The organism is Streptomyces sp. NPDC005574 (genome assembly GCF_040605435.1).
In the GTDB taxonomy this organism is placed as follows: Bacteria; Actinomycetota; Actinomycetes; order Streptomycetales; family Streptomycetaceae; genus Streptomyces.
The window spans coordinates 16,872-37,915 of the sequence record NZ_JBEXCW010000046.1 but is presented as its reverse complement, the minus strand read 5'-3'; the positions used below and the strand labels follow the sequence as shown (position 1 = coordinate 37,915).

17 protein-coding genes are annotated in these 21,044 nt (G+C 72.4%); 8 read left to right on the top strand and 9 right to left on the bottom strand.

Features of this window, described 5'->3' with window-relative positions:
• The 7 genes from wecB (at position 1) to ABZT03_RS26090 (ending at position 7,266) form a co-directional block, all read left to right on the top strand.
• Positions 1–1,134, top strand: a complete 1,134-nt coding sequence (wecB, locus tag ABZT03_RS26120; RefSeq protein ID WP_356043274.1) for a UDP-N-acetylglucosamine 2-epimerase (non-hydrolyzing) — start codon at positions 1–3, stop codon at positions 1,132–1,134.
• A gap of 51 nt (positions 1,135–1,185) precedes the next feature.
• Positions 1,186–2,073: a chain length determinant protein gene (locus ABZT03_RS26115; protein WP_356043271.1), complete on the top strand. Its 888-nt coding sequence runs from the start codon at positions 1,186–1,188 to the stop codon at positions 2,071–2,073.
• The gene (locus tag ABZT03_RS26110) at positions 2,036–3,592 is read left to right on the top strand and encodes an oligosaccharide flippase family protein (protein WP_356043269.1); all 1,557 of its coding nucleotides are present in this window, start codon (positions 2,036–2,038) and stop codon (positions 3,590–3,592) included. Before ABZT03_RS26115 ends, ABZT03_RS26110 begins: the two co-directional genes overlap by 38 nt.
• Before the next feature lie 5 nt (positions 3,593–3,597).
• Entirely contained in the window at positions 3,598–4,722 is a 1,125-nt protein-coding gene (locus ABZT03_RS26105) for a hypothetical protein (protein WP_356043266.1), read from the top strand.
• Positions 4,719–5,540 (top strand): glycosyltransferase family 2 protein, encoded by an 822-nt coding sequence (locus ABZT03_RS26100; protein ID WP_356043263.1) that lies wholly within the window; start codon positions 4,719–4,721, stop codon positions 5,538–5,540. The genes ABZT03_RS26105 and ABZT03_RS26100 overlap by 4 nt, the downstream gene beginning before the upstream one ends.
• Before the next feature lie 62 nt (positions 5,541–5,602).
• Positions 5,603–6,280 (top strand): class I SAM-dependent methyltransferase, encoded by a 678-nt coding sequence (locus tag ABZT03_RS26095; RefSeq protein ID WP_356043261.1) that lies wholly within the window; start codon positions 5,603–5,605, stop codon positions 6,278–6,280.
• Positions 6,274–7,266: a class I SAM-dependent methyltransferase gene (locus ABZT03_RS26090; protein ID WP_356043258.1), complete on the top strand. Its 993-nt coding sequence runs from the start codon at positions 6,274–6,276 to the stop codon at positions 7,264–7,266. The genes ABZT03_RS26095 and ABZT03_RS26090 overlap by 7 nt, the downstream gene beginning before the upstream one ends.
• A 150-nt stretch (positions 7,267–7,416) precedes the next feature.
• On the opposite strand, the gene ABZT03_RS26085 is transcribed toward ABZT03_RS26090, so the two are convergent.
• On the bottom strand, positions 7,417–8,340 hold the full coding sequence (locus tag ABZT03_RS26085; RefSeq protein WP_356043255.1) for a glycosyltransferase family 2 protein: 924 nt from the start codon (positions 8,338–8,340) through the stop codon (positions 7,417–7,419).
• Entirely contained in the window at positions 8,337–10,391 is a 2,055-nt protein-coding gene (locus ABZT03_RS26080) for an O-antigen ligase family protein (protein WP_356043253.1), read from the bottom strand. The genes ABZT03_RS26085 and ABZT03_RS26080 overlap by 4 nt, the downstream gene beginning before the upstream one ends.
• A gap of 125 nt (positions 10,392–10,516) precedes the next feature.
• On the opposite strand from ABZT03_RS26080, the gene ABZT03_RS26075 reads away from it, so the two are divergent.
• The gene (locus ABZT03_RS26075) at positions 10,517–11,185 is read left to right on the top strand and encodes a hypothetical protein (RefSeq protein ID WP_356043251.1); all 669 of its coding nucleotides are present in this window, start codon (positions 10,517–10,519) and stop codon (positions 11,183–11,185) included.
• Positions 11,186–11,247: 62 nt separating this feature from the next.
• Here ABZT03_RS26075 and ABZT03_RS26070 read toward each other — a convergent pair whose 3' ends face one another.
• From ABZT03_RS26070 to ABZT03_RS26040, 7 genes are all read right to left on the bottom strand, one after another.
• Positions 11,248–12,294, bottom strand: coding sequence for a glycosyltransferase (locus ABZT03_RS26070; protein WP_356043249.1), 1,047 nt, complete (start codon positions 12,292–12,294; stop codon positions 11,248–11,250).
• 56 nt (positions 12,295–12,350) lie between these two features.
• The gene (locus ABZT03_RS26065; RefSeq protein WP_356043247.1) at positions 12,351–15,896 is read right to left on the bottom strand and encodes a DUF4082 domain-containing protein; all 3,546 of its coding nucleotides are present in this window, start codon (positions 15,894–15,896) and stop codon (positions 12,351–12,353) included.
• Positions 15,897–16,020: 124 nt separating this feature from the next.
• Entirely contained in the window at positions 16,021–17,139 is a 1,119-nt protein-coding gene (locus ABZT03_RS26060; protein ID WP_356043245.1) for a DegT/DnrJ/EryC1/StrS family aminotransferase, read from the bottom strand.
• On the bottom strand, positions 17,136–17,825 hold the full coding sequence (locus ABZT03_RS26055; RefSeq protein ID WP_356043242.1) for a NeuD/PglB/VioB family sugar acetyltransferase: 690 nt from the start codon (positions 17,823–17,825) through the stop codon (positions 17,136–17,138). Before ABZT03_RS26055 ends, ABZT03_RS26060 begins: the two co-directional genes overlap by 4 nt.
• Positions 17,822–18,961: a DegT/DnrJ/EryC1/StrS family aminotransferase gene (locus ABZT03_RS26050; RefSeq protein WP_356043239.1), complete on the bottom strand. Its 1,140-nt coding sequence runs from the start codon at positions 18,959–18,961 to the stop codon at positions 17,822–17,824. The genes ABZT03_RS26055 and ABZT03_RS26050 overlap by 4 nt, the downstream gene beginning before the upstream one ends.
• A complete protein-coding gene (locus ABZT03_RS26045) occupies positions 18,958–19,956 on the bottom strand; it encodes an NAD-dependent epimerase/dehydratase family protein (RefSeq protein WP_356043236.1) in 999 nt (332 codons plus the stop codon). Before ABZT03_RS26045 ends, ABZT03_RS26050 begins: the two co-directional genes overlap by 4 nt.
• Before the next feature lie 30 nt (positions 19,957–19,986).
• Entirely contained in the window at positions 19,987–21,042 is a 1,056-nt protein-coding gene (locus ABZT03_RS26040) for a Gfo/Idh/MocA family oxidoreductase (RefSeq protein ID WP_356043234.1), read from the bottom strand.
• Positions 21,043–21,044: the final 2 nt, after the last annotated feature.

The following is a 21,044-nucleotide window of genomic DNA, read 5'->3' as shown; positions in this document are numbered from 1 at the left end:
ATGCCCAGAGTCGTGTGCGTCGCGGGGGCGCGCCCCAACTACATGAAGATCAAACCGGTGATGGACGCCCTGGAGCGCCGGGGCGCCGAGGTGGTGCTGGTGCACACCGGCCAGCACTACGACCCGGCCATGAACGACGTGTTCTTCGCCGACCTCGGCATCCGGCCGCCCGACCGTTTCCTCGGGGTCGGCTCCGGCACCCACGCCGAGCAGACCGGACGGGTGATGACCGCGTTCGAGCCGCTGCTCGACGAGGTGTCCCCGGATCTCGTGGTCGTAGTCGGCGACATCAACTCCACGCTGGCCTGCGCGCTGGTCACCGCCAAGGCGGGGCCGCTGCTCGCGCACGTCGAGGCGGGTCTGCGCAGCCGTGACTGGAGCATGCCGGAGGAGGTCAACCGGGTCGCGACCGACCGGGTCAGCGACTATCTGCTGGCGCCCTCGCCCGACGCGGTGGACAACCTGCGCGCGGAGGGCTACCGGGAGGACCAGATCCACCTCGTCGGCAACGTCATGATCGACACGCTGCTGGTCAACCTGGAGCGGGCCAGGGCCTCGGACGTGCTGGGCCGTTACGGTCTGGACCGTGGCGGCTACGGCCTGGTCACCCTGCACCGGCCCGCCAACGTGGACGATCCGGGGACCCTCGCCGGGCTGCTGAAGGCCCTGGGCGAGATCGCGGCCCGGTGCCCGCTGGTGCTGCCGGTGCACCCGCGCGCGGCCGGACGGCTGGCGGAGATCGGCGTTCCCGGGGGCATCCGGCTGGTGCCGCCCGCCGGGTACCTGGACTTCATCGCCCTGCAGGACTCCGCCCGCCTCGTGCTGACCGACTCGGGCGGCGTACAGGAGGAGACCACCGCGCTGGGCGTGCCGTGCGTGACCCTGCGGGACAACACCGAACGGCCCATCACCGTGGAGCAGGGCACCAACGTGCTGGCCGGCCGCGATCCTGAGCGGATCGTGTCGACCGTCGACCGGGTGCTGGACGATCCGCCGGCGCCGCGCAGGCCGGAGCTGTGGGACGGCCGCGCGAGCGACCGGATCGCCGACGTGCTGCTGGAGGGAGGCCCCGCGAGCACCCGGCCCAGACCCACTGACCAGCAGAGATCCACTGACCAAACGCTCCTCATATGATCCGCTTGCAACATATGCTCGTCGAACGTTGGGGTGCGAGGGGGGACCACCATGGATCTCGCTGAGATCTTCCGGGTCATGCGCAGGCGCTGGTACGTCCTGCTGCCCGGACTGCTGCTGACGGCCGGCCTGGTGGTCGCCGTGACCCGGTTCGTCCCGGTCACCTACCAGTCGCAGAGCACGGTGGTTCTCCTGAACTCCCAGAAGGCCACCGTGGCCTACGACGGGAACCCCTTCCTCAGCACCCAGACCTCGCTCACCGGCATGGCCGACAGCCTGGCCCGCAACCTCAACTCGGACGTCTCCGTACGGGAGCTCAAGTCCCGTGGCGCCACCGGTACGTTCGAGGCCAAGCTCGCAGACAACGCGCAGGGCCCGCTGATGTGGCTCACCGTCACGGGCACCGACCGGTCCGCCGTACTGGCCTCGGACCGCCTTCTGACGGCGTACGCCAAGGAACGGCTGGAGCAGTTCCAGCACCAGCAGTCGGTCGCCCCCAAGGCCATGATCCGCCTGACGACCATCGTGGCCCCGCAGAACCCGGTGGCGCAGACCAAGACCCGGCTCGAATACATGATCATGGCCGGTGGACTGGGGCTGGTCGTCAGCATGTTCACCGCCTTCTACGTGGAGGCGCGCAGGAGGCCGAACGCGCAGGCGCCGCACCCCGCTCCCGAGCCCGCGCCCGAACCGGCCGGCCCGCTCGCCGAGCCCGAGGAGAAGAAGGAGGCCCCGCCCGCCCCGGCCGGGGAGCCCGCCGTGGACGAGACACTCGCCATCCGGCGGCCGCCCAGCTGGTCGCGGTCCACCGGGACCGGGCCGGCCTCCGCAGAACCCAAGGCGCAACGGCCCGTCATGGCCGTGACGACCGCCGCCGAGCCGCTCGACGAGGAGTCGACGCATGGACACCGTCCGCGCACCGGACAGCGGGACCGGTGAGTCGGGCGAGGTCCTTGCTCCTCCCGCTCCCGGCTCACCGGCTGCTCCCTCCCTCGGCCCCAAGGTCCGTTCGGCGGCACGCTGGAGCCTGATCAACACCGTCGTCATGCGGCTGGGCAACTTCGCGACGGGCATCGTGCTGGCGCGCTTCGCGCTGGGCCCCGCGGAATGGGGCGTGTACGGCGTCTCGCAGACCGTCCTGCTGGTCCTGCTGTCCGCGAACGAGCTGGGCGTGGGCCTGGCCATCGTCCGCTGGGAGGGGGACGCGCGCCGGTTCGCGCCGACCGTGCTGACCCTCAGCACCCTCTCCAGCGGCCTGCTGTACGTGGCGCTGTTCGCGGCGGCTCCGACGGTGGCCGGCCTGCTGGGCTCGCCGGACGCCGCGGGCGTCCTGCGGGTGATGTGCCTGTGCGTGGTGATCGACGGGGTGGCCCAGGTGCCGGGCGGCTTCCTCACCCGTGAGTTCGCCCAGGGCAGGCGGATGGCCGTCGACGGGCTCAACTTCGTCGTCAGCACCTCGCTGACGCTGGTGCTGGCCTTCGAGGGCTGGGGGGCGATGAGCTTCGCCTGGGGAGCCGTCGCGGGCAACGTCGTGACGCTGGTCGGCTGCGGGCTGGCGGCACCGGGCACCCTGAGGTTCGGCTGGGACCCCGGGCAGGCCCGGGCGCTGCTGCGGTTCGGGCTCCCGCTGGCGGGGGCGAGCATGCTGGCCCTCGCGGTGGTCAACGTCGACACCATGGTGGTCGGCGCGACGCTGGGCAACGTGTCCCTGGGCTTCTACGTGCTCGCCTTCAACATCTCGGGCTGGCCCGTGCGGATCATCTCCGAGGCCGCCCGCCGGGTGTCCTTCGCCGGGTTCTCCCGGCTGGCCGGTTCGCCGCAGGCGCTGGCCCAGGGCTTCAGCCGCGCCCTGGGTGTCCTGATCACCGGCACGGTCCCGCTGTGCGTCCTGCTCGGCGTCCTCGCCAAACCGGTGGTCGAGCTGATCTACGGGAGACACTGGAGTCCCGCCGCCGCCGCGCTGCCCTGGCTGATGGTCCTCGGCCTGATCCGCATCGGCGGCGAACTCGCCTACGACTGCCTCGTCGCGATCGGACAGCGCCGCTCGCTCTTCGTGGTGCAGGGCCTGTGGCTGGCGGCCCTGATCCCGGTGCTGCTCGTCGCGGCCCGCGTCAACGGCATCGTCGGTGTCTCCCAGGCCCACGTGCTGGTCGGCGGCGGCATGGTGGTGCCCGTGTTCCTGTTCGCCCTCAGCCGGGGCGGCATCGGCGTCGGCCTGATCGCCAGGGCCTGCGCGTGGCCCTTCCTGGGCGGCGCCGTGATGGCCGCGGTCGTGCTCGGCCTGCGGCACTCGTTCGGCGACGGGCGGCTCGCGCTCCTCGCCATCGGCGCGGTCGCCCTGGCCGCCTACACCGCGTGCGTACTGCCCAGCCGCGCCTTCCTGCGCGGCGTCCCGCCCCACCGCGGCCGGCACCGGTCGGCCGCGCCGGTCCGGCCGGCCCGACAGGACGTGAGGTGAGCCCGATGTCATGGCGCATCAGCCGAACCCCGCTCGCGGGGCTGCTGCTGGCAGCCCTGCTGGCGGCCGGGAGCGCGGCCTGCTCGGGATCGCCCGGGTCGGCGCTGCCGGCCTGCCCGGACGACGCGCTGACCTGCCCCGCGAGCGGGACCTCCGCGTCCGCGGGCACCGGCGCCCCGACCGCGGCCGGCACGGCGAGCAGCCATCCCGCCGCGTCCCCCTCCCCCACCGCGACGCCCGCCACGACGGCGAGGGGCACCGCGACGCCGGAGGCGAGCGGAGCGTCCGGCACACCCGCGGCGAAGACCGCCTGCGCGTCCCCGGGGGCCTGCGGCTTCCCCGACGCCCGCACGACCGGTCCACGCGTCCCCCTCACCCCTCACAAGACCGGGTACCGGGCGATCCGCACCGACGGGCTCGTCATCCGCGGCTGGGACATCACCGGCTCGCTCGACATCTACGCCAACGACGTCACCGTCATCGACACGAAGATCACGTCGGACAGCTGGTGGGGCGTCAACCTGCGCCCCGGTTTCCACGGTCTGCGCGTCCTGCACTCCACCATCACCGCCGTCCCCGGCAAGGGACCCGACAACGGCGGTGTGGACTACGCGGTGTCGAACATGGGCGGCAGTGCCGTCGAGGTCGGCTGGTGCGACGTCTCGGTGTTCGGCGACGCCCTGTCCACGGGACAGGGGAACCTGCACGACAACTACGTGCACGACATCGTCCCGTTCGTGAACCTGGGCGGCGAGTGGCAGCACACCAACACGGTCATCAGCGGCGGCGGCAACACCGGCGAACTGGTCATCCGCCACAACACCCTGCTGAACCCGACGAGTCTCAAGCAGGGGGCCTCGGGCAGCATCGGCCTGTTCGCGGACACCGGGGTGGTCCGCAACGTCACCGTGGACCACAACTGGGTGGCCGGTGGCGCGTACGCCCTCTACGGAGGTGACACGGGCGCCACCGGGATCAGGGTCACCGACAACGTGTTCTCGACCCAGTACCACCCCGCCTCCGGCGGCTACGGAGTCGTCGCGCACTGGAACGCGGACGGCGCCGGGAACGTGTGGCGCGACAACCGGATGTCCGACGGCCGCCTCATCCAGCCCGAGCCGGCCTCGTGACCGCGGCACCGGGCCGGGAGGCGACCCCCCTGACGCGCCGGGTCGCGCGGGCGCCCTGGACCCTGCTCAAGGCGGTGTTCGGCTGGCTGGTGCTGTTCGAGGCCAGGAACAAGGTCCTGCTGGCACCCTCCGCGCTCGGGCTGCGCCGGGTCGAGAACGCCGAGGCCCGGCGGCTCGCGGCCGGCCACCCGTCCCCGCCCCCAGCACTGGTCGCCACCGTCATCGCCACCCACCGCCGCCCCGAGGCGCTGCTAGCCGCGGTGCGCTCGGCGCTGGCCCAGAGCGTGCGCGACCAGGTCGTCATGGTCGTGGACGACGGCGCCGGACTCCCCGAACTGCCCGACGACCCCCGGCTGTTCGCGGTGTCGCTGGCGAGCAACACCGGTGTCGCGGGGGTCGTCCGCAACGTCGGCATCCGGCTCACCCGGTCCCGCTACGTCGCGTTCCTGGACGACGACAACCTGTGGGAGCCCGACCATCTCGCCCGCGCGCTGGAGGTGCTCCAGGCACCCGGCGGCCCCGACGGCGTCTACACGGCGCTGCGCCGCGTCCTGCCGGACGGCAGCGAGCAAGACGTCCTGTCGGTGCCCTACGACCGGCGCAGGGCCGCCCGCGAGTCCTTCCTGGACACCAACGCCTTCGTCGCCCGCCGCGACCGCTCCCTGCACTTCAGCCGTCTGCGGCGGACCCCCGAGGTGCTGCCCCGCGAGGACTGGGAGCTGATCCACCGCTACGCCCGCACGCACCGGGTGCTCCATGTGCCGCACCCCACCGTGCGGTACCTGATGAACCCGGCCAGCTTCTTCACCCGGTGGTGACGGCCCGGCCGGACCGCCCCGGCCCCGCTCCCCTTCCCTCCCGACCACAGGTGGTTGATCCCATGCCCCGCTCCCGCGCCCTCCGGAACAGGTTCGTCGACGCGCCAGGCTCGCTGGGCGAACGGATGCGCGTCGCCCGCTGGCAGCGGTTCGAGCGCTGCTTCCCCGGCATCGAGAACATGCGGGTGGTGGACCTGGGCGGGACGGCCGAGATGTGGCTGCGCGCGCCGCTGCGCGCCAAGCACGTCCACCTGATCAACCTGGAGGAGCATCCCGCCGGACTGCCCGACTGGATCACGGCGGAGGTCGCCGACGTCACCGACCCCGCTGTGGCCGCCGAGCTCAGCCGTGCGGGCGGCTACGACCTGGTGTTCTCCAACTCGACCATCGAGCACGTGGGCGGCCACAGCCAGCGCCGGCGGTTCGTCGCCGCCGTGGAGACACTGGCCCCGCTGCACTGGATCCAGACGCCGTACCGCTACTTCCCCGTCGAGCCGCACTTCGTGGCGCCCGGCTTCCAGTTCCTGCCCCTGACCGCCAGGGCCCGTCTGGTACGGCACTGGCCGCTCGTCCACAGCCGCCCCGACAGCCCGGAGTCGGCGATGGACGCGGTGATCAACATCGAGTTGCTGACCCGCACCGAGATGCGCTACCTGTTCCCCGGCTCGGTGCTCCTCAACGAGCGGGTGCTCGGTGTGACCAAGTCACTGACCGCCGTACGAACGGAGCCCGGATGCTGAACAACCTGGTCAACAGACATGACGCGGACCGGCTGCTGCGCAAGGTGCGACGGCTGGAACTCGACCCGGTGCTGGCCAAACTGCGGGTGCGCGGCGGCGCGCGGGTGGTCCAGCACTGGTCGCGGGTCGACCCGTCGCTGACCGAGTGGTGGGCGATACCGGCGGTCGTCAGGCGCTGGAACCTGCTGATGACCGGCGACGCCGACACCTCCTTCCCCGCCTACGTGGCGGCCGAGCACTTCGCTCCCCGCACCGATCTGCGCGGGATGTCCCTGGGGTGCGGCACCGGCGGCAACGAGCTGCTCTGGGCGAGGACCGGCGCGTTCCGTCTGCTGGAGGGCGTGGACGTGGCCCAGCAGCGGATCGACTTCGCCACCCGCGCGGCCGCCGAGAACGGTCTCGCCGACGTCCTGCGCTTCCGGGTGTCCGACGTCAACCGGATGACCGGCGACGGGGAACGCTTCGACGTGCTCCTCGGCCTCCAGTCGCTGCACCACTTCGACGACCTGGACGCGACCCTGCCGCGGCTGTCGCAACTCATCGAGCCCGACGGGCTGTTCGTCGTGGACGAGTTCGTGGGCCCTACCCGTTTCCAGTGGACCGACGCCCAACTGGAGGCGGCCGACGCGCTGCTGGCCGCGCTGCCCGAGGAGCGGCGGCGCCTGGCCGACGGACGCGTCAAGCACCGTGTCGTACGGCCCAGCAGGCTGTCCATGGTGCTGGACGACCCCTCGGAGGCGGTCGACGCGGCGGCGCTGCTGCCGGGCCTGCGGCGCCATTTCGACGTCGTGGAGGAGAGGCCGTACGGCGGCACGGTCCTGCACATCGCGCTCTCCGGGATCGCGCACAACTTCCTCGACGATCAGCCCGCGACCCTCGCACTCCTGGAGCGCTGCTTCGCCGCGGAGGACGCGGCCCTCCCGGAGGTGGGACACGACTTCATCGCGATGATCTGCCGCCCCCGCCGCCCAGCCGGAACGCCCTGAGGAACACGCGCCCCTTCGACTGCGTGCCCTTCAGGGCGCGGGGAACCGCGCGACCGGCCACGACGGCCCCGCGGACACCGGGCGACCGGCCCTCCGGCGCAGCCGGTGGACGCCGGGGGCGGCGACGGGGCCGGCGCGGCCCGCGTACCCTCACGGACCCGGCGTGGCCCGCACCGCCCCCGGCCGCAACAGCGCGACCGCCGCCGCCCGGCTGGCCGGACGGCCCAGCGCGGCGCGCGAGCCCTCCCGCAGCAGGACCGCGGCGCGGAAGGCGGCCGTGGCGAGGGCGTGGTGCCGCATCCGGTACAGGCGGACCCGGTTGAGGGTCAGCAGGGTCCACAGCCGGGGCGAGACACGCGAGTCGCCGCCGAGGTGCACGGCCTCGGCCGCCGGCTCCAGCCGGGTGCGGTGTCCCCGGTCCCGCGCGCGCAGGCAGTACTCGGTCTCCTCGGAGTAGAGGAAGAAGGACTCGTCCCACCGCCCGCAGTCCGCAAGGCACTTAGCGGACAGGGCCATCATCGCCCCGGTCGCCCAGTCCGCGTACGTCGGCCGCCGGTACGCGTCGGGGTCGGTGACCAGTTCGCTCAGGCGGGGGAAGCGCCCGGCCCGCCGGTTGCCGATGACGGCCTCGCCGAGGGCGCGGGTCACGCTGGGTTCCCGGCGCAGCGAGGGCAGCGGTGCCTCGCGGCCCTCCTCGTACAGCAGGGGGACGCTGATGCCCGTCCCGGGCCCGAGGGCGTCGACGAGGAGCTTGCCGCAGCCCTGCCGCATCCGGATGTCGGGGTTGCAGACCAGGACGGCCCGGTAGCCGCCCTCCCACTCCTCGGCCGCGCCCAGTGCCGCGTTGACACCCGCCGCGTATCCGGCGTTGCGGCCGGTGCGGACGAGGGTGGCGTCGGGGGCGAGGGCGCGCAGGACGTCCACAGTGTCGTCGGCGGAGTCGTTGTCCGCGACGACGAGCCGCCAGTCGAGCCCGGCCATGCCCTCGGGGAGCGCGGCGAGGAAGCCCGGCAGCACGGCGGCACTGTTCCAGGTGACGACGAGCACGGCGACGGGGCCCTGGTGGGACATCATGACTCCACGAGTTGGGGAAGCGGGGACTCGGCGGTCTTCCGGGGTACCGCCGCCCCGGTCTGCGCGGCGGCGGCCTGCGCGGCGGCGGCCTCGGCCGCTTCGCGGCGGACGAAGCCGAGGTAGCTGCCGCCGGCGCCCAGGGTCAGGAAGAACATCCCCGCGTACATGGGGAAGCTGAGGGCGTCGAAGGTGGCGCTGATGACCAGGGCGACCAGGGCCGAGGCGAGGAACGCCTGCCCCAGTTCCCGGTCCGAGTCGGTGCGGGCGAGCCGGCGGATCGCGCCCCCGGTGTGGATCCCGGTGACGAACAGGACGAGGAGCGCGACCAGACCCACGCCGCCCATCTCGGCCAGCGTCAGCATGTACTGGTTGTCGGTGAAGAAGTACAGGTCGGGCGTGAAGGTGCCGAACCCCCGTCCGAACCAGGGGCGTTCGCTGAGATACGGCACGACCGCGCTGTACTTCACGGTGCGCGCCTGGGTGCTGCTGTCGGAGTTGGACAGGAAGCTCGCGAACAGGTTGGTGATGGTCCCGATGAGCCCGGGGATGATCACCTTGAAGCCGGCCACCGACCCGAGGATGAGCCCCATCGCCGCCCAGCGGCGCTGCGGCTTCCAGCGGGGCACCATCACCAGGGCCACCACGAGGGCGCCGATGATGGAGGTCCGGGACACCGTCAGCGGCAGCGCGCCCGCCATGATCGCCACCGGGGCCCAGCGGCGCAGCGCGCCCGCGTGCCGCCGTACCGGGTCGAACGCCTGGTGGACCGCGAAGGGGACCAGGATGGCCAGCATCCCGCCGAACTCCAGCGGATGGGCGGTGGTGGAGCGGGGCCGGGTGAACGAGCCGCGGTCCATGGCGCTGATCCCGGCGGTGCTCGACCGGAGGCCGGGGATGTGGATGGAGTCGGCGATGTTGGTCGCGGCGAAGAAGTCGTAGTAGCCGATCAGGGCGACCACCGTGCCCAGTACGACGAGCCGGCGCATCAGGACCTCGAGGCGGCCGCGTTCCTGGATGCCGGCCGAGGCCAGCACCACCAGCGCCACCCACACGCCGAGTCCGATGAGTCCCCGGTCGGCCCCGAGGACCTCCTGGTGGGAGCTGTCGCGGGTCGCGTCGGCGAGGTAGGACAGCAGGACGGCCGCGGCGAGCACGCACATCGCCACGCGCGGCAGCCTGGTGCCCTCGGCCGGCCGGATGCGGCCGCCGAGCCAGGTCGCGAGGTACCACAGCAGCCCCAGCAGGGCGAAGACGTTGGCCGGGGTGCCGACGCCGCCCAGCGCGGGCAGCGTGAGGTTGGAGGGGACGAAGAAGGCCAGCACCAGATAGCCGGAGAGGATCGTGGTGGCGTCCAGCCGGCGCGCCAGCAGTCCCCTGGGCGCCCGCTCGGGGGTCCGGCCGCGGTGGCGGCGGGGAACGTATCCGGCCTGGGCGCGGCCCCGGCGGCGGACCACCGCGACGCCCTCGGCGAGGATGGACAGCAGGAACGCGCTGACCATCCCGACGATGACGACCGCCGCGATGTCCTGGTAGCGCGCCTTGGACTCCGAGACGGGAGTCTGCGGAAGGACGACCGGCGCGGCCTGCACGAGGTAGCCCGTCGGCACCTTGGAGGCGGCCTGGAGGGCCTTCAGCTGCTCACCGGTGAACCGGGTCAGGACCGTGGTCTCCCGCAGCACCTTCGCCCGGTCGGTTCCGGTGACGCTCAGCGTGAGCAGCGGGCTGTCGGCCTCGGGCGCGAACCCGGCCGTGTACCGGTCGGTGACGCCCCGGGAGTGCAACTCCTTGGCGGAGTCACTGGACTGGAGCGTCCTGATCAGCACGTCGGCGGTGACGACCAGCGAACCGCCCGCGTTCGAGATGGGGTTGCCGAAGGTCGGCGCCAGATCGGCGACCGCCGTGGAGTCGAGCAGGGTGACGGAACTCTGCGACTGGTAGGACACCGGGATCGTCCGGTAGAAGTACCCGCCGGCGAAGAGACTGAGCAGGGTGAGGGGCACCATGAAGTACCAGCGCCTGCACATGATCGACCAGAGGTCGCCGAGGCTCATGAGAGCTCCCCCCGGCCCGGTGCGGCGGGGCCGGACATCCGGCCTCCGACGCGGCACGGGCCTCGTGATTCGGTGGCGGCTCGCCCCGCCGCCTGCCAGTATCGGTGCCGACGGAAGGAATCCCTGTGTCGCCTCGTGACGTCGCCGAAGCGCTGCTCCGCCGCTGGTACGTGTGGACGCTGGCGCTGCTGCTGACGACCGCCGGGGCCTACCCGGTGCTGCATCCCGCCCCGCGGTACCTGAGTTCGGCGGTGGTCGTCCTCAAGCCGCCGGTCACCGGAAACCAGCCGAACCAGCTGACGAACCTCCAGCCCCCGCTCGCCGCGCTGTCGTACGGGGTCATCCAGCAGCTCGAGTCGCCCGCCGGGCGCCGGGAGCTCCGCTCGGCCGGCGTCCACGGGCCGTACCAGCTTCTCCCGCGCAACAGCGGCACCAGCGCGACGCCGCGTTACCTGATCCCCTCGCTGCAGGTGCAGGCGCGCGCCGCCGGTGCGGCCGAGGCCGACTCGGCGGTGCGCCGGATCGTCGCCGTCTACACCCGGCACGTGGCGGACATGCAGGACGCGCAGCGGATCGCGGCGGGTTCGCGGATCAGCGCGACGGTCCTGGTCGCCCCGAGCGCCGCCCCGGTGCAGGGCACCAGGAGTCGCGCCCTGGCCGGAACGGCCCTGCTGGGGACGAGCGTCGCCGTGCTCAGCGCGCTGTGGTTCGACCGGGTCGCGCTGCGCCGCAGGGGCAGGAGGCAGGACTCCCCGGACCCGCTGCGGGCCGGCGGGGTCCCGGTGGCGGGCTGAGCCGTGCGGGCGTGACAGCCCGCGGGGCCGGCCGGCCCTGGTTCCCGGGTGCGGCGTGACCATCAGATGCCGCGGCGCTTCCAGGACTCCCACCACAGCCACTCCCGTCCGCGCTCGGCCACCGCGGACCACACCAGCGGCTGCAGCCAGGGCATGGCCTTCGGTCCGATCCGCCGCCGCAGCCGCAGCGCGCGGTACTCGGGCAGCGCCGCGTACCCGGGCAGGCACTCCTCGGCGAACGCCACGCACTCGTCGACCGGTACGACGCCGGTGCGGCCCCGGTCGTAGGCCCGGTAGGCGCGGCGCAGGGCGAAGCGGGCGAGCCGGGTGTGCACCTCGTCGGCGAGGCGGTCGGCCTCGGGCAGCCGGTCGGCGCACTTGGTGAGCACCGAGTCGAAGGCCACCAGTCGCTGGCGCAGGTCGTCGAGCTGACCGCCGAAGTCGGTCGTGGACATGTTCTTGCCGTGGACGCGGTAGAACGCCTGGTCGGCGCCGCGTACATGGCCGACGTCGGCGTGGGCGGCGAGCCGCATCCACATCTCGATGTCACCGGCGTGCGGCAGCGCCGGGTCGTAGCCGCCGACCGTGCGCTGCAGGCTGGTGCGGACGACGACCTCGGGCGAGGTGATGCAGCCCGTGCCCTCGCGGAAGCGGCGCTCCAGCCACCACTTGCCGGGGTAGACGACCGACCCGGTGCCCCGGGTGCGGGCGCGCGGCAGCGGGCCGCCGTGCTGGAAGCGCAGCGGGCGTCCGTAGGCGAACCCCGCTTCGGGGTGGGCGTCCAGGAGGTTCGCGGCCCGGACCAGTGCGCCCGGCACAAGCCGGTCGTCGGCGGACAGGAGCGCGACGTAGTCGCCGTCGGCCCACTCCAGCAGGCCCTCGTTGTAGGTGGCGATGTGTCCCTTGTTGGTCGCGTGGACCCGCACCTCGATGCGCGGATCGGCCGCGGCCAGTTTGTGCGCGGTCTCCGCGGAGTCGTCGGGTGAGGCGTCGTCGATGATGAGGACCCGGACGTCCACGCCGTCCTGTTCGTCCAGGACGCTGCTCACGCAGTCGGCGAGGAAGTGGCCGTACCGGTAGCAGGGGATCACAACACTGACGCTGGTCATCGGTGAGAAAGCCAATCCCCGGTGCCGGCCTCACGGGAGGCCGGCACCGGTGGGCACTAGTGCTTCTTGTGGACGGTCTTGCTCTTCAGGACCCAGCTGCGGGACTTCACCGTGTGGTGGTGCTTGTCCCGGGCCGTGACCGTGATCTTGAACCGGGTGCCGTCGGGCAGCGGGGCGGACAGGTGGACGGACACCTTGTGGGTGGCCCGGTCGTAGGACAGGACGGTGGTGACGTGGAGCTTCCTGGCGGCCGCCGCCTCGGCGCCCGGCAGGATCGTCACCGTCGCCTTCACCGACGACAGCTTGGTCGTGCCGGGCAGCGCGGTGACGAGAGGGCTGTCCGCGTCGGCGGTGTGCGCCAGCGAGGACGCGGTCACCTCCGAGGCGGTGGACGACGCCAGCGACCCGGACGGGTTGTCAGCGGTGAAGACCGGCCCGACCCAGTAGTTCGCGGACCCGTAGGAGCCGTTGGGGAAGGCCACGTCACTGCCGTACCGGTAGAGCCCGTTGTGGGCCGAGGCGGTGTCGGCGGTGGCGGTCAGCGGATAGGACTGGTGGGCCGCCGCGAAGTATCCGCCGTCCACCGCGTAGTTGCCGTTCGGCGCGTGGTAGGAGACGACGTACGACGTGTCGGCGCTGATCGCCACCGGGGTCGCGAACGTCATCGTCTGCCAGCCGGTGGCCGACTCGCTGGTGAAGGTGCCGGAGGCGAGGAGCGTGCCGTCGGCGGACCAGAGGCTGCCGGTGTGGGTGCCGGTGTTGCCGGTGCCCTTGTAGAAGGTGACGCCGGTGACCCAGCCGCTCGCCGAGGACTGGAAACGGGTGCCCAGTTCGAGGGAGTTGGGGTCGTCGGTGACGTCGGTCCTGGCCGGCACGGTGCCGGCGCTCCACAGGGTGCAGGGGCAGGTGACGGCGGGCGGGGTCGAACTGGTGGTGAAGGTCCAGGTGACCGGGGCGCCCATGTCGTTGCCCCACAGGTCGGAGGCCTGGACGGAGGCGGTGTACGTGGTGTGCAGCGCCAGTTCCGTCGACGGGGTGAAGGTCGCCTTGTTCGCCGAGGGGAGCGTCTTGGTCCCCGGCACGGTGTTGCCGCCGGGGTCCTTCACGGTGAACGTCAGGCTGTCGCCGTCGATGGCGTGGTCGAAGACGGCCGACACCGGCGCGGTGATCGACACACCGGTCGCCCCCGACGTCGGAGAGGTCGAACTGACCACGGGCGGGGTGGTGCTGGCCGTCGAGGTGTCCAGCACCACGTCGACCCAGTAGTTGCTGCCCGGGGCCGCCGAGGACGGGAAGGCGCTCGTGGAGCCGTAGTGGTAGAGGCCGTTGCCGCCGTCGGTGCCGGACTGCAGGGCGGTGAGCGGGGCCAGGCCGGCGGCCTTGTCGGAGAAGTAGCCGCCGTCGTAGGAGTATCCGCCGTTGGGGGCGAAGTAGGAGGCGACGTAGGTGGTGTTGGCCTTGACGGTCACCGGGGTGGCGAAGTTCAGCTGCTGCCAGCCGGACGCCGTCTCGTTGGTGAAGGTGCCGGTGGCCAGGCGGGTGCCGGAGGCGGTCCACAGGCTGCCGGTGTGGGTGCCGGTGTTGACGGGCGACTTGTAGAAGCGGACGCCGGTGATCGAACCGGCCACCGTGGTGCGGATCTTGACGCCGAGCTCCAGCGAGCCGCCGTCTCCGCCGTTGACGGTGCCGGGTACGGCGGTGGCGGGCCAGACGGTGCACGGGCAGGCCTGCGGGCCGACGGTCAGCGGGATGGTCGTGACGGCGCCGATGTTGACGCTGTCGTCCACCGCGCGGACCTTGACCGACGCGGCGCCCGGGGACGTCGGGGTCCAGCTGTAGCTCCAGGACCCGAGACCCTTGGCGGCGTTCCAGGTCGTGCCGCCGTCGGTGGACACCTCCACGCGGGCCACGACCCCGCCGGAGTCGGTGGCGCCGCCGGTGATGGTGACGGGCTTGAGCGCCGGGACGGTGACCCCGGAGGCCGGGCTCGTCACCGTGACGGCCGGGCCGGTGGTGTCGGTGGTGGCCGTGGCAACGACCAGGTTGCTCTGCCGGGTCTGCGGCTGGACGCCCATGTCGGCCAGGACGTTGACCGTCGCCTGCTGCATGCGGGCGTCCTCGGTGACCACCACGTCGGCGGGGTCGTACGTCGGCAGGTTGGTGAGACCCCACGACCACTGCACGGTCCCCGCCCCGAACACCAGGGCTCCGGAGTCCTGGTCACGGAACTCGACGAGGTTGTGCGTCGCGGTGCCGTTGCCGTAGGTGTTGCCCCAGTCCAGCCGGTACTTGTCGTCGGCGATGTCCACGGTGGTGGACGACACGTCGATCGCGCCGGAGGGTCTGGTGCTGTTGGTGATGTCGCTGTCCCACTCGTAGCCGAGGGTGCCGGCCGGGAAGGTGGCGGTCTGCGAGGCGGTGAGGCCCGCGATGGAGGTGTTGCGCCACAGCCGGTTCTTGCCGTACGAGCCGGGCACGGTGATCGCGTCGCTGCGGTAGCCGTTCACCTGGAACATGGAGCCGGTGAGGATGTTCGGCGGCTGGTAGCTCTGGCCGTAGTTGGTGCTGGCCGGGTCCATCCAGGTGCCCGTCCAGGTGCCGCTGGGATCGGCGATGCCGTTGTTCTGCGCCATCTTGGTCATCTTGTAGCAGACCAGGGTCCGGTTCGCCGTGCTCGTGCCGTCGTTGCTCGGCGCGAGCCGGGTCTTCCAGAAGACCTCGTTGCCGCTGAAGAAGGCCTGCCGCACACCGGCCTTCCTGGCCGCCAGCACGTTGGAGTACTGGCTCTGCGTCCAGTACTCGTCGTGGCCGGAGGACAGGTACACCTTGTGGTTCTTCAGCAGGGTGGCGCCGTTGGTCGACACGTCCACCCCGGACAGGTAGCTCACGTCGTAGCCGTTGCGCTCCAGCCAGGACAGCATCATGAACTCGGAGCCGTAAATGCCGTTGTCGCCGCCGATGTCCAGCGGCCGGTTGTAGCTGACCTCGTAGGCGCGGCCGTCCGGCGCGGGTCCCGCGCCGCCGTAGAGATCCTGGCCGCCGTAGTCGTTGTACGCCTGCCAGGTCTGGTCGCTGGTCTGCACGACGATGTCGGAGGTGCTGGAGTCCTTGCGGACGACGAAGGGGTACGGCATGAGCCCGTCGCCGTCCGTCTGCGTCAGGTTCGCGATGTACAGCCCGGACACGGCGTCGCTGGGCACGGTCCAGTTCGCGGTCACGGGCCAGCTGCCGCAGTCGACCAGGCCGGTGCTGCTCTTGGTGGCGCAACTCGCGGGCTTGTTGCTGTAGTTGGCGGGGTAGGTGACCGCCGCCTGCGCCGCGGTCGACATCTCGCGGGCGCCGTCACCGCCGTACCAGCCCAGCCGGTAGATCTCCACGTGGTACGAGGTCTTCGACTGGACCTTGAACTGGACGGTGTCACCGGCCTGGACGCTCTCCTTGGTGGAGAAGCCCTGGATGTCACCGTAGGCGTTGGGCGAGTACCAGTCGGACATCGGGCTGCCCGCCTTGGAGTTCTCGCAGACGACGGGGTTCATGCCCGTTCCGCACGGGTCGGACGCCGCCTGGGCGGGCGATGCCTGCGGGAGCACAGCCCAGACCATGGCTGCTATCACGGCGAGGCGGCCGCCCCGGAACCGTCTGCTCCATCTGTTCATGTGTACCTCTCAGCGGTGCTGTGCAGGACCGACCCTGAAAGTCGGCAATGGTGCGTGAAGCAGGGACCGGTCAGCGTCGGAGCGCGTCGGCGAGCGCGTCCACGACCCGCTGCTGCTGGTCAGGGGTGATCTGCGGGTACAGCGGCAGTGACAGGATCCGGTCGGCCGTCCGCTCGGCGTTCGGGAAGTCACCGCGGGCGTGGCCGAGATGGCGGTACGCCGGTGTGAGGTGGACCGGGGCGGGATAGTGCACGCCCGCGCCGATGCCCTCGGCGTTGAGCTTGCCCACGAGGTCGTCGCGGTCGGCCCCGTCGACCTCGACGACGTACAGGTGCCACACGTGGACGTTGCCGTCCACCGTGACCGGCCGGACGATCCGTCCGGCTGCCGCCAGGTCGGCGAGCAGCGCGTCATAGCGGGCCGCGGCCGTCCGGCGGGCCGCGTTGCCGTCCGCCAGCCGGGCCAGTTTCGCGCGCAGGACCACGGCCTGCAGACCGTCCAGCCGGCTGTTGAACCCGGGTACGTCGTGGCGGTACTTGGCGACGCCGCCGTGGTTGGCGGTCGCGCGCACGAGCGAGGCCAGTTCCTCGTCGTCGGTCAGCACCGCTCCGGCGTCGCCGTAGGCGCCCAGGTTCTTGCCCGGGTAGAAACTGGTGGCCGCGATCCGGCCGCTGCCGGGCGAGCGGCCGTCGCGGGTCGCGCCCTGGCACTGGGCCGCGTCCTCGACGACCCGTACCCGGGCGGGCAGCCGGCCGGCCAGCTCGGTGACCTCGGCGCACTGCCCGTAGAGGTGGACCGGGACGACCGCGCGGGTGGCCGGGCCGACCGCGTCCAGCGCGGCCTGGGGGTCGAGCAGATGGCTGCCGGGCAGGCAGTCCGCGAGGACGGGTCGCGCGCCGGTCCTGGCGACGGCGCCCGCGGTGGCGATGAAGGTGTTGGCGGGCACCACGACCTCGTCGCCGGCCCCCACGCCGACGGCGCGCAGGGCGAGTTCGACGGCGTCGGTGCCGTTGGCGACGCCCACGCAGTGCGCGACCGCGCCGAACCGCGCGTACTCGCGCTCGAAGAGGCGGACCTCCTCACCGCCGATGAACGCGGTGCCGGCCAGGATCCGGTCGAATCCGGCCCGTACCTCGTCGGCGACCTCCTCGTGGGCCGCCTTGAGGTCCACAAGCGGTATCTGGTTCATGTGAGCTGTCCCCCCGTTGTGCGCGTCGCGAGTTCGTCGAGTGCCGGGGCGGGTGCCGCCCGCAGCCGCCGGGCCGGGCTCCCCGCCCACACCTCGCCCGGCGGCACGTCGCCGAGCACGGTGCTCCCCATCCCGACCAGGGACCAGGCGCCCACCGTGGTGCCCTCCCTGACCAGGGCGCCGGAGCCGACGTAGGCGCCGCGCCCCAGCCGTACGCCCCCGCCGAGGCGGACGCCGGAGGCGAGCGTGGCGCAGTCCCCGACCACGTCGTCGTGGGTGAGGACGACGTGCGGCATCACCGCGACGTGCGCGCCGACCCGCACGGCGGCGGTCAGGACGCAGTGCGCGAGCAGGACCGAGCCGGGGCCCACCACCGAGGTCCCGGACACCGACGCCGTCGGGTGGACCACCGTGGCGTAGCGGTTGGCGGGCAGGCCGAGTCTGCGCACCAGCCGGGCGCGGGCCGCGTAGTCGCCGGGGTTGCCGACGCAGATCACCACCCGCGCCTCGGGCAGTTCGTGGACCAGGTCGCAGCCGCCGAGGACGGGCACGCCGTCCACCTCGGTGCCGTGCAGCGCGGGGTCGTCGTCGAGATGCCCCAGGAGCTTGGCCTCGCCCGCGTCCGCCACGGCCTGCGCGGTCTCCCTGGCGAAGCCGCCCGCGCCGACGACGAGCAGCGCGCTCATCTCCGGGCCTGTTCGCGCAGCGCGGCCACGACGCGGTCCTGCTGGGCCTCGGTCATGGTGTGGAACAGCGGCAGGATCAGCGAGTCGCGGCTGATGCGCTCGGTGACCGGCAGCGGCGCGGAGGGATGGTCCGCGTAGGCGGGTTCGAGGTGGGAGGCCATGATCCCGCGGCGGGCGGAGACGCCGGCCGAGGCGAGCACGGCCAGCAGGTCGTCGCGGCCGAGCGGGAAGTCCTCGTCCAGCAGCACCCAGTACGACTGGAAGTTGCTCTGCCCGTGGGCCGGATCGCGTACGGGGGTGAGGCCCGGCACGTCCTTCAGCAGGGTGTCGTAGCGGGCCGCCAGCTCGCGGCGGCGGGCGATCATCGCGTCGAGCTTCCCGAGCTGGACCAGGCCGATCGCGGCCTGGACGTCCGTCATCCGGTAGTTGTAGCCGACCTCCAGGTAGCTCTCCAGGACCGGCTTGTCACTCGCGTGGCGCTGCGCGGCCGAGGCGTTCATGCCGTGTTCGCGCAGCCGGCGCAGCCGGGCCGCCCACTCGGCGTCGTCGGTGGTGATCATGCCGCCCTCGCCGGTGGTGACGACCTTGCGGGGGTGGAAGGACCAGGCGGCGATCAGCGCGCCCTGTCCGACGGGCTCACCGCCGACGGTCGAGCCGATCGCGCAGGCCGCGTCCTCGACCAGCGGGAGGCGCCAGTCGGCGCAGGCGGCGCGCAGGGCGTGCACGTCGGCCGGTACCCCGCCCTGGTGGACGGCGAGGACGGCCGCGGTGCGGGGGGTGCGGACCGCGTCCACGGTGGCGGTGGTGAGGTTGCCGGTGGCGGGGTCGACGTCGGCGAACACCGGGTCGGCACCGACGTAGCGCACCGCGTTGGCGGTGGCGATGAACGACAGGGAGGGCACCACGACCTCGTCGCCCGGGCCCAGCCCGAGCGCCACGAGCGCCAGGTGCAGGGCAGTGGTGCAGGAGCTGACCGCGATGCCGTGCCCGGCACCCACCCGCTCCGCGAAGGCCCGTTCGAAGGCGGCGACCCGGGGGCCCTGGGCGACCCAGCCGGACAGCACCGCGTCGGAGGCGGCCCGGGCCTCCTCCTCGCCGAGCCACGGGATCATCACCGGGATGCGGTCCGCGCTCATCGCGAGCCCTCCCCGGCGGCGGCATCGGCGTCGGCGTGTTCGGCACGCCACCACTCCACCAGGTCCCGCAGTCCGGTCCGCAGGTCGATCCGGGCCGTGAAGCCGAGCCGTTCGGCGGCCCGCGTGGTGTCCGCGAGCCGCCGGCTCACGCCGTTCACCGCGCGGGCGGGGCCGTGCACCGGCTCCAGGCGCGGGGCGCCCATCGCCTCCAGGAGTCCGTCGGCGAGTTCGCGCAGCGAGGTCTCCGTCCCGCTGGCCACGTTGAACACCTCGTCGGTCAGGTCCGATTCGGCGGCCAGCACGTTGGCTCTGGCGATGTCCCGGACGTCGACGAAGTCCATCGTCTGGGTGCCGTCGCCGAGGATCAGCGGCGGTTCGCCCGCCTCGATGCGCTCCATCCAGCGGATGAGGACCTCGGTGTAGAGGCCGTGGATGTCCATCCGGGGGCCGTAGACGTTGAAGTAGCGCAGTGCCACGTAGTCCAGGCCGTTCATGGCGTGGAAGCTGCGCAGCATGCCCTCGTTGAAGGCCTTCGCCGCGCCGTAGAACGTGTCGTTGTTGTACGCGTGGTGGCGCTCGGTCGTCGGGAAGGTCTCGGCCATGCCGTAGACCGACGCCGAGGAGGAGGCGACCACCTTGCCCACCCCGGCCTCGACCGCCGCCTCCAGCACGTTGAACGTGCCGTCGACCAGCACCTCGTTGGCCAGCCGGGGTTCCTCCGCGCACTGCGTGATGCGGATCGCCGCGAGGTGGAACACCAGGTCGGAACCCTCGGTGGCCTTGCGGACCGTGTCGGCGTCGCGGATGTCGCCGTCGACGACCTCCACGACGCCGCTGGGCAGCGCCCGGGCGAGGTTGTCGCGGCGCCCGCGCACGAAGTTGTCGAGCACCACGATCTCCCGGGCGCCGCCCTGGACCAGCAGGTCGACGAGGTGGGAGCCGATCGTGCCCGCTCCCCCGGTGACCAGGATCTTCTTGCCTCGTACGCTGCTCAACTGCCCTGCCCTCTCAGTGAAGTTAAACGGTCAACGCCCGGCGCGGAGGCCGACGACCGCGCCGCGGAACTCCAGGCTCCGGGACGCCGCCTCGAGAATGTCCAGCACCCGCAGTCCCGCCCGGCCGTCGGTGAGCGGCGCCCTGCGCTCCCTGACCGCGTCGGCGAACTCGTCGACCATGCTGCGCAGCGCCTCCTTCTCGCCGATGGCGGGCGCGACCATGTCCCCGGAGCGGTAGGAGATGAGCATGTCCCGGCGCTCGTCCACGCCGATCTCCTGGGGCGCGGCGAGGTCGACGCCCCGGTCGAAGACCGCCACGCGTTGGGCGGGGTTGAGGTCGTCCCAGATCAGGGTGCGCTTGGAGCCGCCCACCATGGTGGTGCGGACCTTGGTCGGGGACAGCCAGTTGACGTGCACGTGGGCGATGGCGCCGGTGTTGAGCTGGAGCGTCAGATAGGCGACGCAGGCCTGTCCGGCGCCGATCGGGTCGGCGCCGTGGGCGGCGACGGCGACCGGCTCGACGTTGTCGGGAAGGATGAAGTCCAGGATGGACAGGTCGTGCGGGGCGAGGTCCCACATGACGTCGATGTCCTTCTGCACGAGCCCGAGATTGATCCGCACCGAGTCGACGAAGTGGATCTCGCCGAGTTCGCCGGAGCGAACCAGTTCGCGGATACGGCCCACGGCGGGCGTGTAGCAGTAGGTGTGGTCGCACATCAGGGTGAGCCCGCGCTCCTCCGCCTCGGCGACCAGCCGCTGCCCGTCGGCGTAGGTCGCCGCGAGCGGCTTCTCCACCAGGACGTGCTTGCCGGCGCGCAGGGCGGCCAGGGCGATGTCGAGGTGGGTGCCGGCGGGCGTGGCCACGGCGACGGCGGCCACCTCCGGGTCGGCGAGGACGGCCGCGTAGTCCGAGGTGGCCCGGACGGTCGAGTAGCCGCCCAGGACCCGCTGGGCCCGCTCGACGTCGAGGTCGCACAGGTGGCGCAGCCGGAACTGCGGGCTGGCCTGGAAGTTGCGCACGAGGTTGGGGCCCCAGTAGCCGGCACCGACGACCGCGACCCCCAAGGGCTCCGTGGTCTGCGTCACTG

Bases quoted from the DNA above. Each gene is read 5' to 3' on its own strand.
- ABZT03_RS26115 (WP_356043271.1), top strand. From the start codon at position 1,186: ATGGATCTCGCTGAGATCTTCCGGGTCATGCGCAGGCGCTGGTACGTC.
- ABZT03_RS26105 (WP_356043266.1), top strand. From the start codon at position 3,598: ATGTCATGGCGCATCAGCCGAACCCCGCTCGCGGGGCTGCTGCTGGCA.
- ABZT03_RS26085 (WP_356043255.1), bottom strand. From the start codon at position 8,340: ATGATGTCCCACCAGGGCCCCGTCGCCGTGCTCGTCGTCACCTGGAAC.
- ABZT03_RS26095 (WP_356043261.1), top strand. From the start codon at position 5,603: ATGCCCCGCTCCCGCGCCCTCCGGAACAGGTTCGTCGACGCGCCAGGC.
- ABZT03_RS26110 (WP_356043269.1), top strand. From the start codon at position 2,036: ATGGACACCGTCCGCGCACCGGACAGCGGGACCGGTGAGTCGGGCGAG.
- ABZT03_RS26055 (WP_356043242.1), bottom strand. From the start codon at position 17,825: ATGAGCGCGCTGCTCGTCGTCGGCGCGGGCGGCTTCGCCAGGGAGACC.
- ABZT03_RS26060 (WP_356043245.1), bottom strand. From the start codon at position 17,139: ATGAACCAGATACCGCTTGTGGACCTCAAGGCGGCCCACGAGGAGGTC.
- ABZT03_RS26065 (WP_356043247.1), bottom strand. From the start codon at position 15,896: ATGGTCTGGGCTGTGCTCCCGCAGGCATCGCCCGCCCAGGCGGCGTCC.
- ABZT03_RS26090 (WP_356043258.1), top strand. From the start codon at position 6,274: ATGCTGAACAACCTGGTCAACAGACATGACGCGGACCGGCTGCTGCGC.
- wecB (WP_356043274.1), top strand. From the start codon at position 1: ATGCCCAGAGTCGTGTGCGTCGCGGGGGCGCGCCCCAACTACATGAAG.
- ABZT03_RS26080 (WP_356043253.1), bottom strand. From the start codon at position 10,391: ATGAGCCTCGGCGACCTCTGGTCGATCATGTGCAGGCGCTGGTACTTC.
- ABZT03_RS26050 (WP_356043239.1), bottom strand. From the start codon at position 18,961: ATGAGCGCGGACCGCATCCCGGTGATGATCCCGTGGCTCGGCGAGGAG.
- ABZT03_RS26070 (WP_356043249.1), bottom strand. From the start codon at position 12,294: ATGACCAGCGTCAGTGTTGTGATCCCCTGCTACCGGTACGGCCACTTC.